Below are 12,263 nucleotides of genomic sequence, written 5' to 3'. Positions count from 1 at the left end.
CTTTGTTACCTCTCCCCGCTTGCGGGGAGAGGTCGGATTGCATCGAAGGTGCAATCCGGGTGAGGGGGTACAGGTCTAACAACGCGCACCACCCGTGCGTCTGCCCCTCACCCCAACCCTCTCCCCGTGAAGGACGGGGAGAGGGAGCACACCGAGCACGTCGTAAGAAGCGTGGCTCACAGGACGGGGAGTCTCGACCATGAACCACATCGACCTCGCCAATCGCTGCGCTGTCGTCACCGGCGGTGCGCAAGGGTTCGGCCGCGCGATCACTGAGCGCTTCAAGGCGTCAGGCGCCAAGGTGGCGATCTGGGATCACGATATTGCGCTGGCGGAGAAGACCGCGCAGGAGATCGGCCCCGAAGTGCTGGCGCTCAAGGTCGACGTCACCGACACCACCGCTGTCGCAGGGGCGCGCGACGCGACGCTGGCGGCGTTCGGCACCATCGACATCCTGGTCAACAATGCCGGGATCGCCGGAATCAACAAGACGGTGTGGGAGACTGATCTCGAGGAATGGCGCAAGGTGCTGCGCATCAATCTCGACGGCCCCTTCATCTGTGCGAAAGCGATCGTGCCTGTCATGCTGAAGCAGGGCTATGGCCGCATCGTCAACATCGCCTCGATCGCCGGCAAGGAAGGCAACCCGAACGCGGCGCACTACTCGGCGTCTAAAGCGGGTCTGATCGCGCTGACCAAGTCGCTCGGCAAGGAGCTGGCGCAGCACAACATCACGGTGAATGCCGTGACCCCGGCCGCGGCGAAGACCGCGATCTTCGACCAGATGACCGAGGCGCACATCAACTTCATGCTGTCGAAGATCCCGAAGGGCCGCTTCGTCCTCGTCGAGGAGCTCGCGTCGCTGGTGTCCTGGCTTGCCTCGGAAGAGTGCTCGTTCTCGACCGGCGCCGTGTTCGACATCTCCGGCGGCCGCGCGACGTATTAGCTGAGAACGTAGGGTGGGCAAAGGCGCAGCCCTGCCCTCTCCTCGCGCAAGATCGTGGTGGCGCCGTGCCCACCGCCTCACCGCACGACATGCCGCCCGATGGTGGGCACGCGCCGCCTGACGGCGACGCTTTGCCCACCCTACGCCGCGACGCGACTCATTTTGCGAGGGCGCGACGTTGATGCTAAAGCGCGATGAGATCAGGATGAATCGTCATCGCGCTTTAGGTTATTGTTTGCGCATGATCTTTTCGGAAAACCGCTGCGCACTTTTCCGGATCATGCTTTAGCGCGCTCGCACGGCGCCCCGTTACGGACCAGGACCGCTGAGCTTCAGCCGCTAGGCAGCGCCGGGGTTCGGCGCATGCGCAGCCTCGGCTTTGGCCACAAAACCCTTGGCGAGCGCGTGATAGAGCCCCTCCTCGCAGATCACGCGCGAGGTGCCGTAGGCGATCAGCGAGGCCATCATCAGCGGCACCACCATGGCGTGGTTGTCGGTCATCTCGGTGACGATGACGAAGGCGGTGATCGGCGCCTGCACGACGCCGGCGAAATAGGCGACCATGCCGAGCAGCATGATCGGCGCCAGCGGCGTGCTCTGGAACAGGCTCGCGACATTGGCGCCGATGCCGGCGCCGACCGCGAGCGACGGCGCGAAGATGCCGCCGGGCATGCCGCTGATCGCAGCGAAGGTGGTGGCAAGGAATTTCAGCACGCCGAAATCGGCCGACAGCGGCGTGCCGGTCTCCAGCGCCGCCTTCACCTGCGCGTAGCCGGTGCCATACACCGTATCGCCCGAGGCGAGGCCGCAAAGCGCCACCGCCAGCCCGCAGGCGAGCGCGAACGGCAAGGGGTGGCTCTTGATGGCACGGCCGACGGCTCCGGGCAGCCCGCGGGCCATGGTGATCAGGATGCGGCTGAACAGCCCGCCGGCCGCACCGCCGACGACGCCACAGATCGGCACGGCGAGCCAGTCGATGCCCTTGCCCAACGCGATCGGCGTGGTGCCGAAATAGGCGTAGTTGCCCATCAGCGCGAGCGAGGTCAGGCCGGCGGCGATGACAGTGGCGATGACGAGGCTCGAGGTCCGCGTTTCGAAAGCACGGCTCATCTCCTCGATGCCGAACACGATGCCCGCCAGCGGCGTGTTGAACGCGGCGGCCACGCCGGCCGCGGCGCCGGCCAGGATCAGTCCCGGCTGCCGGCGTGGCGACAGCCGGCCGAGCGCGAACATGATGGAGGCGCCGACCTGCACCGTCGGGCCCTCGCGGCCGACCGAGCCGCCGCACAACAGCCCGAGCAAGGTCAGCAGCACCTTGCCGATGGCGATGCGGATCGACACCAGCGGGCTGCGCGCGCTCGTGTCGGTGAGATGCCGCGCGGCGATCGCCTGCGGGATGCCGCTGCCTTGCGCGTTGGGGAAGAAGCGCTGGGTCAGATAGACCGACAGCGCGAAGCCCGCCGGCGTGACGATCAGCGAGGCGTAGCGCGACTGCGACAGCAGCCAGTTGAAGGCGAGCTGCGCCTCGTCGGCGAGCTTCGCCAGGGCCACTGCGGCGGCGCCGACGACGAGGCCGCCGGCGACGAACAGCACCCGCCGCTGCCAGCGCGCCGAGGTCAGCTTCAGCCAGCGCTTGCGGCGGGGAGTGATCGTCAACATCGGGCGGCGTCGGTCGGGGCGCTACGCAGGTGCAGCACCCTCGACGAAAATCAGCCGCCGGTCCAGCGCCTTCCAGCGCTCACCGAGGGCTTCGGCATATTCGGGCGACGCATACCATTCGCGCAACCGCGCCATCGATGGGAACTCGACGATGATCAGCGTCTTCGCCGGCGGGCCGCCCTCGACAGCCTCCGCGGAGCCGCCGCGGACCAGATAGCGGCCGCCATACTGCGTGATCGAGCGCGCCGCGAGATCGCGGTAGCGCTGCATCGCCTCGGCATCCCGAACCTCGACCTCGGAGAGGACGTAAGCCGTCATCGCAGGCCTCAGGCGATGGTGTCGACGATGCCGCCTTCGGCGCGCAGCGCGGCGCCGTTGGTGGCGGAGGCCTGCGGAGAGGCCGCGTAGACGACCATGTTGGCGATCTCGTCGACGCTGGCGAAGCGTTGCAGCAGCGACGCCGGCCGGTGTTGCTTGACGAAGGACGAGGCCGCCTCCTCCTCCGACTGGCCGTTCTGGCGTGCCAGATCCTTGACGAAGGTCTCGACGCCTTCCGACATGGTCGGTCCGGGCAGCACCGAATTGACGGTGACGCCGGTGCCGCGCGTCAGCTTGGCAAGGCCGCGGGAAATCGCGAGCTGCGCCGTCTTCGTCATGCCGTAGTGAATCATCTCGGTCGGGATGTTCAGCGCCGACTCCGAGGAGATGAAGATGACGCGGCCCCAGTTGCGCTTCAGCATGCCCTGCATGTAGGCGCGCGCCATGCGGACGCCGGAGAGAACGTTGACCTCGAAGAAGCGGCTCCAGTCCTCGTCGGGAATCTCGAAGAAGTCCTTCGGCTCGAAGATGCCGGCATTGTTGACGAGGATGTCGACCTCCGGGACCGCCGTGACGATGGCGTTGCCGCCGTCGACCTGGGCGACATCGCCGGCGACACCGCGGACCTTCGCGCCAGGGACCGCCTGCTTCAGCTTGGCGACGGCCTCATCGACGCGGCCTTGGGCACGGCCGTTGAGGACGACCTCCGCGCCGGACGCAGCCAGTCCCTTGGCGATGGCAAAGCCGATGCCGGCGGTGGAACCCGTGACGAGCGCGGTCCTACCCGAGAGATCGATGTGCATGAGCAGCTCTCCATTGTGCTGGAGGAACGCATGTAGGTCGCCGATGCGCCGACCCCAACGCGCTGCACGCAGAGCTGATCCTTTTGACGGTAGCCCGAGCGGAGAATCGTAGGGTGGGCAAAGCGGCCGCCGCAGGCGGCCGCGTGCCCACCGTGGATCCGCGAATTCTGGCTAAGACGGTGGGCACGGCGCCACCAAGAGCTCGCGCGAGGAGAGACCGCGGATGCGCCTTTGCCCACCCTACAAGCGAAGCACGACAAACGAAAACGGCGCCCGAAGGCGCCGTTTTGCAAAGTTAGATCGGAGCGTCGCTTACGCGGCTTCCGAGGTCTCCTGCACCGGACCCGAGTCCTGGCCCTTGGCGTCGACGTCGCGATCGACGAACTCGATCACGGCCATCGCGGCGTTGTCGCCGTAGCGGAAGCCGGCCTTGATGATGCGGGTGTAGCCGCCGTTGCGGTCCTTGTAGCGGGGCGCCAGCACGTCGAACAGCTTCTTCACCTGGTCGACGTCGCGCATCTCGGCGATCGCCTGACGGCGCAGCGCGAGACCGCCCTTCTTGCCGAGGGTGACGAGCTTCTCGACGATCGGCCGCAGCTCCTTGGCCTTCGGCAGCGTGGTGACGATCTGCTCGTGCTTGATCAGCGCGGCGCACATGTTGGCGAACATCGCCTTGCGATGCTCGGCGGTGCGGTTGAGCTTCCGATGAACCTTGCCGTGACGCATTGTGTTAGTCCTTCATTTCAATCTGCCGCGACGGTTCGTCGGACATGTTGCTCAGGTGGGCTGCCTGCGTTCGCCCGGTCGTTACGAGTGGCGGGTAGGATCGCTACCCGCCAGCCGCTCAGTAGTGATCCTCGAAGCGCTTGGCCAGCTCGTCGATGTTCTCCGGCGGCCAGCCCGGCACTTCCATGCCGAGATGCAGACCCATCTGGGCCAGCACTTCCTTGATCTCGTTCAGCGACTTGCGGCCGAAGTTCGGGGTGCGCAGCATCTCCGCTTCCGACTTCTGCACGAGGTCGCCGATGTAGACGATGTTGTCATTCTTCAAGCAGTTGGCCGAACGCACCGACAGCTCGAGCTCGTCCACCTTCTTGAGGAAGGCCGGGTTGAAGGCGAGGTCCGGGATGATCTCCTGGGCGACTTCCTTGCGCGGCTCTTCGAAGTTGACGAACACGTTGAGCTGATCCTGCAGAATGCGCGCGGCATAGGCCACCGCGTCCTCCGGCGAGATCGCGCCGTTGGTCTCGATCGTCATGGTCAGCTTGTCGTAGTCGAGGATCTGGCCCTCGCGGGTGTTCTCGACCTTGTAGGAGACCTTGCGGACCGGCGAGAACAGGCTGTCGACCGGGATCAGGCCGATCGGCGCGTCCTCGGGGCGGTTGCGATCGGCGGCGACATAGCCCTTACCGGTGGCGACCGTGAACTCCATGCGGATCTCGGCGCCCTCGTCCAGGGTGCAGAGCGGCAGGTCGGGGTTGAGCACGACGATGTCGCCGACGGTCTGGATGTCACCGGCGGTGACGGCACCCGGACCCTGCTTCTTCACGACCATGCGCTTCGGGCCTTCGCCCTGCATCTTGATCGCGATGTCCTTGATGTTCAGAACGATGTCGGTGACATCCTCGCGGACGCCGGCAATCGAGGAGAACTCGTGCAGCACGCCGTCGATGTGCACCGACTGCACGGCCGCGCCCTGCAGCGACGACAGCAGGATGCGGCGCAGTGCGTTGCCCAGCGTCTGGCCGAAGCCGCGCTCCAGCGGCTCGGCAACCACGGTGGCGAAACGGGTCGCGTCGGAGCCCGGCGTGACCTGGAGCTTGTTCGGCCGAATCAATTCTTGCCAATTCTTCTGGATCGTCACTGTTTCACCCATGGGCCAGTCCGTGGGGTCGACTGACTGGCGTTGGAGAACCGCGCATCGGATCGCGGCAATCGAAATGGTTCAAAAGCAAGACGAGGCGGACATGCTGTCCGCCTCCTTCAGATCAGACGCGACGACGCTTGCGCGGACGGCAACCATTGTGCGGGATGGTCGTCACATCGCGGATCGAGGTGACGGTGAAGCCCGCGGCCTGCAGCGCGCGCAGCGCCGATTCACGTCCGGAGCCCGGACCGGCCACCTCGACCTCGAGGGTGCGCATGCCGTGCTCCTGGGCCTTCTTGGACACGTCCTCCGCCGCAACCTGCGCGGCATACGGGGTCGACTTGCGCGATCCCTTGAAACCCATCGTGCCGGCCGACGACCAGGCGATGGTGTTGCCCTGCGCGTCGGTGATGGTGATGGTGGTGTTGTTGAACGACGAATTCACATGGGCGACGCCGGAGGCGATGTTCTTGCGCTCACGACGGCGGACACGTGCGGCTTCCTTGGCCATATAAGTACCTTTCTCGAGATCTCAACGCCGCCGTAATGCCAGCGGCTACACCAAACGAGCGAATGGTAAATGGCGAATAGCGAGAAGGGCTTCCCCTACCCGCTACCCGCACATCTGCAATTCGCCAATTACTTCTTCTTGCCGGCGATCGCCTTGGCCGGACCCTTGCGCGTACGCGCATTGGTGTGGGTCCGCTGGCCGCGCACCGGCAGGCCGCGGCGATGACGCAGGCCGCGATAGCAGCCGAGGTCCATCAGCCGCTTGATGTTGATGCCGGTCTCACGACGGAGGTCGCCCTCGACGACGTAGTCGCGGTCGATGATTTCGCGGATCTGCAGGACTTCCTGGTCGCTCAGCTGGTTGACGCGGCGATCTTCCGCGATCTTCACCTTCTCCACGATCTCGCCCGCGATCTTCGGGCCGATGCCATGGATGTACTGGAGCGCGATCAGGACGCGCTTGTTGGTCGGGATGTTGACACCGGCAATACGGGCCACGGACTTCTCTCCTGTCACCGATCCAAGGACGGACCGGCCTTCTCTGTCGCTATCTCGGGCAGGTGTCCGCAAACGCGAACAAGACGCCCACCCCTCGATTCCTGGGGCCCGGCATCTCTGGGAAAACTATCCGACTTGGATGCGGGCTTATTAATGGATTCACACGGCGGTCGTCAACCGCCCCTACAAGATTCGGTCACCCCTTGGCGCGCTTTTTTGCTGCCTTGGCCGAGGTTTTCCGGGTGCCCTTGGCCGCCTTGGCGGCAGCCTTGGGTGCCTTCTTAGGAGCGGCCTTAGCGGCTTTTTTGGGTGACTTTCCGGCCTTTTTCGCCGTGGTAGCCGCCTTCGGAGCCGTCTTGGCGGCCGTCTTGGCCGATTTCGCTGGCGCTGTTTTGGCTGCGGCCTTCGGCGCCTTGGCGCTGCGCTTGGCCGGGCTCGCCTTCTTGGCCGCCCGGCTGCCGCTTTTGCCGACGGCGGCCAGGATTCGGCCGATCTCCTCTGTGACCTGCTCGATCGGCATCATGCCGTCGACGGTCGCCAGCATCCGATGGTCGGAGTAATAGTGGATCAGCGGCTCGGTCTGGTCGCGGTAGCTGGCCAGGCGCTTGGTCAGCACCTCCGGGGTGTCATCCGCCCGGACCGCCTCGCCGCGGGCGCGGGTCTCGGCGGCGCGGCGCTCGACGCGCTCCAGCAGGACGCCCTCGTTGACCCGGAGCTCGATCACTGCGTCGAGCTTCATCTGCTTCTGCTTGAGCAGCGCATCCAGCGCCTCGGCCTGCGGCACGGTGCGCGGGAAGCCGTCGAGGATGAAGCCGTTGGCGGCGTCAGGCTGCTCGATTCGGTCGGCGATGATGCCGACCACGACCTCGTCGGGCACCAGCCCGCCGGCGGCCATGATGTCCTTGGCCTTCAGCCCGATCGGCGTCTGCGCGGCGACGGCGGCGCGCAGCATGTCGCCGGTCGACAGTTGGACGATGCCATGACGCTGCACCAGGCGCTGCGCCTGCGTTCCCTTGCCCGAACCGGGCGGTCCCAGAAGAATCAGTCTCATTGAATGTCCCGCCCCCCGGCACACGGTGAGCGACCTCCCGCACACCTTGTTCTTAGCTTTTTGGCTCCCGGGCCGCGATCCGCCGCACTCAGCGGCGGCGACCCCGCAGCTTCGACTTTCTGATCAGCCCCTCATATTGATGGGCGAGCAGATAACCCTGAACCTGCGCCACGGTATCCATCGTAACGCTGACCACAATCAGAAGCGAAGTGCCACCAAAGTAGAACGGGACGGAAGCGTAGGAAATCAGAATTTCCGGAATCAGACACACGATCGCCAGATAGATGGCGCCGAGCACGGTGATCCGCGACAGCACGTAATCGATATATTCCGCAGTGCGCTCGCCCGGCCGGATGCCCGGGATGAAGCCGCCATGCTTCTTGAGGTTGTCGGCCGTCTCGGTCGGGTTGAAGACGATGGCGGTGTAGAAGAAGGCGAAGAACAGGATCAGCGCCAGGTACAGCACCAGGAACAGCGGCCGGCCGTGGCCGAGCTGGGTGGTGATCCACTGGAACCACTCCGGCCCCTTGCCGGCGTTGAAGTTGGCGACCGTGGTCGGCAGCAGCAGCAGCGACGAGGCGAAGATCGGCGGGATGACGCCGGAGGTGTTGAGCTTCAGCGGCAGATGCGAGGACTGGCCCTCGAACATCTTGTTGCCGACCTGGCGCTTCGGATACTGGATCAAGAGCCGGCGCTGGGCGCGCTCCATGAACACGATGAAGGCGATCACGGCGACCGCCATCACGATGACGATCAGGATCAGGCCGGTCGACAGCGCGCCCTGGCGGCCCAGTTCGAGCATGTTGGCGAGCGCCGAAGGCAGCTCCGCCACGATGCCGGACAGGATGATCAGCGAGATGCCATTGCCGATGCCGCGCGAGGTGATCTGCTCGCCCAGCCACATCAGGAACATGGTTCCGCCGGTCAGCGTGATCGCGGTCGACAGGCGGAAGAACAGGCCGGGATCGGCGACGACGTTGCCGGCGCCCTCGAGGCCTACGGCGATGCCGTAGGACTGCACGGCGGCCAGGATCACCGTCAGATAGCGGGTGTACTGGTTGAGCATCTTGCGGCCCGCCTCGCCCTCTTTCTTGAGGGCTTCGAGCTGCGGCGAGACCGTGGTGAGCAGCTGAATGATGATCGATGCCGAGATGTACGGCATGATGTTCAGCGCGAAGATCGCCATGCGGTGGATGCCGCCGCCGGCGAACATGTTGAACATGCCGAGGATGCCGCCGGACTGGCTGCGGAACACGGAGTCCCAGATGTTCGGGTCGATGCCGGGCAGCGGAATATAGGTGCCGAGGCGGTAGACCAGCAGCGCGCCGAGGGTGAACCAGATGCGCTTCTTCAGCTCATCGGCTTTTGCAAGCGCGCCGAAATTGAGGTTTGCCGCAAGTTGTTCCGCTGCTGAGGCCATATCTAGCTTTCTCCCGCCGCCCGTTCTTGACCGCATCAGCCCCGCGAGGGCTCGCGGGGCTTGGGCAGACGTCGGATATTATCTGGTGCGCAGACGCATTCTGTCCATCGCCCTGCCCGATCAGGCTGAAGCCTGGGACTGGGCGATGACGCAGAAGTTACGCCGCTTCGCCTTCGTCCTTGGCCGGAGCCAAGAGCTTGACGGTGCCGCCGGCCTTCTCGACCGCCGCGATCGCCGACTTCGAAGCGCCATGCACCTCGATGTTGACCTTCGACGTGATCTCGCCACGGCCGAGCAGACGCACGCCATCCTTGGCGCGACGCAGCGCGCCCGACTTCACCAGCGCCTCGGCGTTGATCACGCTGCCGGCGTCCAGCTTCTTGGCATCGATCGCCTGCTGGATCCGGTCGAGATTGATCTCGACGAAATCGAGCGCGAAGATGTTGTTGAAGCCGCGCTTCGGCAGACGGCGATGCATCGGCATCTGACCGCCTTCGAAGCCCTTGATGCGCACGCCGGAGCGCGCGGTCTGGCCCTTGCCGCCACGGCCGGAGGTCTTGCCCTTGCCGGAGCCGATGCCGCGGCCGACGCGCATGCGCTTCTTGCGCGCGCCGGCGTTGTCGGCGATATCGCTGAGCTTCATCGCCCTTCTCCTTACTTCTCGTCGACGATGCGGACGAGATGATGAACCTTGGTGATCATGCCGCGGACCGCCGGCGTGTCCGGCAGCTCGGTCACCCGGCCGATCTTGTTGAGCTTCAACCCGATCAGCGTCTCGCGCTGCGAGTGATGCCGGCGGATCGGGCTGCCGATCTGCTCGATCTTGATCGTCTTGGCGCTAGCCATTGTCCTTAACTCCGAGATGCGCCAGCCAGTGGCGGCGCGCGTTCGTTAGTCGGCGGCTGCCTCGGCATCGCCACCGACGCGGCGGGCCTGCAGGGTCGACACCTTGATGTTGCGGCGGGCAGCGACCGAGCGCGGGCTGTCCTGGTGCTTCAGCGCGTTAAAGGTCGCGCGCACCATGTTGTACGGGTTGGACGAGCCGATCGACTTCGCCACCACGTCCTGGATGCCCAGCGTCTCGAACACGGCGCGCATCGGGCCGCCGGCGATGATGCCGGTACCGGCCGGAGCCGCACGCAGATAGACGCGGCCCGCACCGTGACGACCGAAGATGTCGTGGTGCAGGGTCCGGCCTTCGCGCAGCGCGACGCGGGTCAGGTTGCGCTTGGCGGAGTCGGTCGCCTTGCGGATCGCCTCCGGCACTTCGCGCGCCTTGCCGTGGCCGAAGCCGACCCGGCCCTTCTGATCGCCGATCACGACGAGCGCCGCAAAGCCGAAGCGCTTACCGCCCTTCACGACTTTCGCGACTCGGTTGATGTGGACGAGCTTGTCGACGAACTCGCTGTCGCGCTCCTCGCGCTCCTTGCGATCGCGACCGCCTCGTTCCCGTTCACCTGCCATGGTGCTATCCAATCTTCTGAGGGGCTCTCGCGCCCAAATCCAATGATGTTAGAAGCTCAGCCCGCTCTCGCGCGCCGCGTCGGCCAGGGCCTTGACGCGACCGTGATAGAGATAGCCGCCGCGATCGAACACGACTTCCTTGATGCCCGCCTTCACCGCGCGCTCGGCGAGCAGCTTGCCCACCGCCTTGGCCGCATCGATGTCGGCACCGGTGTTGCCGGCCGAACGCATCTCCTTCTCCATCGACGACGCCGAGGCGAGCGTCTCGCCCTTCTGGTCGTCGATGACCTGAGCGTAGATGTGCTTCGACGAACGGAACACCGACAGACGCGGACGGCCGCCGGCGGAGCGGCGCAGCGACAGCCTCACGCGCTGCTTGCGCCGGGCATTCGTAACCTTTGCTCTCGACATGTCCGGCTCCGTTACTTCTTCTTGCCTTCCTTGCGGAAGATGAATTCACCCGCGTACTTCACGCCCTTGCCCTTGTAGGGCTCCGGCGGCCGGTAGGCGCGGATTTCGGCGGCCACCTGGCCGACGCGCTGCGGGTCGATGCCCGTGATCGTGATCTCGGTCGGCTTCGGCACGGCGATCGTGATGCCTTCCGGGATCTGGTAGACCACGTCGTGGCTGTAGCCGAGCGCGAGCTGCAGGTTCTTGCCCTGCATCGCGGCGCGGTAGCCGACGCCGGTGATCTCGAGCTTCTTCTCGAAGCCCTTGGTGACGCCCTCGACCAGGTTGGCGATCTGGGCGCGCGCGGTGCCGTAGAGCGAGCGGGCACGCTTGGTCTCGGTGCGCGGGGCAACCTTGACCTGGCCGTTCTCGAACTTCACCTCGACGTCGTCATGGACGAGGAACTGAAGCTGCCCCTTCGGGCCCTTCATCTTGACGGTCTGACCGTCGACGGTGGCGGTCACACCGGACGGCACCGTCACAGGCTTCTTGCCAATTCGTGACATGGCTCAATCCTTCTTAGAACACCGTGAAGAGAACTTCACCGCCGACATTCGCGTCACGCGCGCTATGGTCGGCCATGATTCCCTTCGGCGTCGACAAAACAGAAATTCCGAGCCCGTTGTTCACGCGCGGCAGATTCTTCACCGAAGTGTAGACGCGCCGGCCGGGCTTGGAGACGCGCTCGATCTCGCGGATCACGGGCTCGCCGTCGAAATACTTCAGCTCGATCTCGATCTCGCTGCGGCCCGACGGATGCTCCATCGTGGCATAGCCACGGATGTAGCCCTCGGACTTCAGCACTTCGAGCACGCTGGCGCGCATCTTCGAGCCGGGGGTCGTGACCTTCGACTTCGAGCGCATCTGCGCGTTGCGGATGCGGGTGATCAGATCGCTGATGGGATCGTGCGTTGACATGTTCGACCCTCCTTACCAGCTCGACTTCACGAGGCCCGGAACCAGGCCCTTGGATCCGAGCTCGCGCAGCGCGATGCGGCTCAGCTTGTTCTTGCGGTAGTTCGACCGCGGACGGCCCGTCAGCTCGCACCGGTTACGGATGCGGGTGGTCGACGAGTTGCGCGGCATTTCCGCGAGCTTCAGGGTCGCGGCGAAGCGCTCCTCCATCGGCTTTTCCTTGTCGGCGATGATCGCCTTCAACCGGGCGCGCTTCGGAGCGGCGTTCTTCGCCATCTTCTTGCGCCGGTTGTTCTTCTCGACTGAACTCTTCTTTGCCATGCTTGGCTCCTGGGTATCCGCGTTTGAGAAGCTTCGAAAGT

At 65.3% G+C, this 12,263-nt stretch carries 17 protein-coding genes; 1 reads left to right on the top strand and 16 read right to left on the bottom strand.

Annotated elements, in window-relative coordinates:
- Window positions 1-199: 199 nt before the first annotated feature.
- A complete protein-coding gene (locus BRAD285_RS12535; RefSeq protein WP_006611867.1) occupies window positions 200-946 on the top strand; it encodes an SDR family NAD(P)-dependent oxidoreductase in 747 nt (248 codons plus the stop codon).
- 339 nt (window positions 947-1,285) lie between these two features.
- Here BRAD285_RS12535 and BRAD285_RS12530 read toward each other — a convergent pair whose 3' ends face one another.
- The 16 genes from BRAD285_RS12530 to rpsN form a co-directional block, all read right to left on the bottom strand.
- Window positions 1,286-2,605 carry a chloride channel protein gene (locus BRAD285_RS12530; RefSeq protein WP_006611866.1) on the bottom strand — a complete coding sequence of 440 codons (1,320 nt, stop codon included), beginning with the start codon at window positions 2,603-2,605 and terminating at the stop codon, window positions 1,286-1,288.
- A 21-nt stretch (window positions 2,606-2,626) separates the two neighbouring features.
- A complete protein-coding gene (locus BRAD285_RS12525) occupies window positions 2,627-2,923 on the bottom strand; it encodes a DUF1330 domain-containing protein (RefSeq protein WP_006611865.1) in 297 nt (98 codons plus the stop codon).
- 8 nt (window positions 2,924-2,931) lie between these two features.
- Window positions 2,932-3,726: an SDR family NAD(P)-dependent oxidoreductase gene (locus tag BRAD285_RS12520; protein WP_006611864.1), complete on the bottom strand. Its 795-nt coding sequence runs from the start codon at window positions 3,724-3,726 to the stop codon at window positions 2,932-2,934.
- 312 nt (window positions 3,727-4,038) lie between these two features.
- Entirely contained in the window at window positions 4,039-4,452 is a 414-nt protein-coding gene (rplQ, locus tag BRAD285_RS12515) for a 50S ribosomal protein L17 (RefSeq protein WP_006611863.1), read from the bottom strand.
- A gap of 118 nt (window positions 4,453-4,570) precedes the next feature.
- Window positions 4,571-5,602: a DNA-directed RNA polymerase subunit alpha gene (locus tag BRAD285_RS12510; RefSeq protein ID WP_006611862.1), complete on the bottom strand. Its 1,032-nt coding sequence runs from the start codon at window positions 5,600-5,602 to the stop codon at window positions 4,571-4,573.
- 112 nt (window positions 5,603-5,714) lie between these two features.
- A complete protein-coding gene (rpsK, locus tag BRAD285_RS12505; RefSeq protein WP_006611861.1) occupies window positions 5,715-6,104 on the bottom strand; it encodes a 30S ribosomal protein S11 in 390 nt (129 codons plus the stop codon).
- 128 nt (window positions 6,105-6,232) lie between these two features.
- The gene (gene rpsM / locus BRAD285_RS12500; RefSeq protein WP_006611860.1) at window positions 6,233-6,601 is read right to left on the bottom strand and encodes a 30S ribosomal protein S13; all 369 of its coding nucleotides are present in this window, start codon (window positions 6,599-6,601) and stop codon (window positions 6,233-6,235) included.
- A gap of 196 nt (window positions 6,602-6,797) precedes the next feature.
- Window positions 6,798-7,652 carry an adenylate kinase gene (locus BRAD285_RS12495; protein WP_006611859.1) on the bottom strand — a complete coding sequence of 285 codons (855 nt, stop codon included), beginning with the start codon at window positions 7,650-7,652 and terminating at the stop codon, window positions 6,798-6,800.
- 88 nt (window positions 7,653-7,740) lie between these two features.
- Window positions 7,741-9,072, bottom strand: a complete 1,332-nt coding sequence (secY, locus tag BRAD285_RS12490) for a preprotein translocase subunit SecY (RefSeq protein ID WP_006611858.1) — start codon at window positions 9,070-9,072, stop codon at window positions 7,741-7,743.
- Window positions 9,073-9,229: 157 nt separating this feature from the next.
- Entirely contained in the window at window positions 9,230-9,715 is a 486-nt protein-coding gene (rplO, locus tag BRAD285_RS12485; RefSeq protein ID WP_006611857.1) for a 50S ribosomal protein L15, read from the bottom strand.
- A gap of 11 nt (window positions 9,716-9,726) precedes the next feature.
- The gene (gene rpmD, locus BRAD285_RS12480; RefSeq protein WP_006611856.1) at window positions 9,727-9,918 is read right to left on the bottom strand and encodes a 50S ribosomal protein L30; all 192 of its coding nucleotides are present in this window, start codon (window positions 9,916-9,918) and stop codon (window positions 9,727-9,729) included.
- Window positions 9,919-9,963: 45 nt separating this feature from the next.
- Window positions 9,964-10,536, bottom strand: coding sequence for a 30S ribosomal protein S5 (rpsE, locus tag BRAD285_RS12475; RefSeq protein ID WP_006611855.1), 573 nt, complete (start codon window positions 10,534-10,536; stop codon window positions 9,964-9,966).
- 48 nt (window positions 10,537-10,584) lie between these two features.
- Entirely contained in the window at window positions 10,585-10,947 is a 363-nt protein-coding gene (rplR, locus tag BRAD285_RS12470) for a 50S ribosomal protein L18 (protein WP_006611854.1), read from the bottom strand.
- Window positions 10,948-10,958: 11 nt separating this feature from the next.
- Entirely contained in the window at window positions 10,959-11,492 is a 534-nt protein-coding gene (rplF, locus tag BRAD285_RS12465; protein WP_006611853.1) for a 50S ribosomal protein L6, read from the bottom strand.
- Window positions 11,493-11,505: 13 nt separating this feature from the next.
- Complete coding sequence (gene rpsH / locus BRAD285_RS12460) at window positions 11,506-11,904, bottom strand: 30S ribosomal protein S8 (RefSeq protein ID WP_006611852.1); 399 nt, start codon at window positions 11,902-11,904, stop codon at window positions 11,506-11,508.
- Window positions 11,905-11,916: 12 nt separating this feature from the next.
- Entirely contained in the window at window positions 11,917-12,222 is a 306-nt protein-coding gene (rpsN, locus tag BRAD285_RS12455; protein ID WP_006611851.1) for a 30S ribosomal protein S14, read from the bottom strand.
- Between the last annotated feature and the right edge of the window lie 41 nt (window positions 12,223-12,263).

Source organism: Bradyrhizobium sp. ORS 285, from assembly GCF_900176205.1.
Taxonomy (GTDB): domain Bacteria; phylum Pseudomonadota; class Alphaproteobacteria; order Rhizobiales; family Xanthobacteraceae; genus Bradyrhizobium.
The sequence above is the reverse complement of the archived record's forward strand: the minus strand, read 5'-3'. Positions and strand labels throughout refer to the sequence as shown.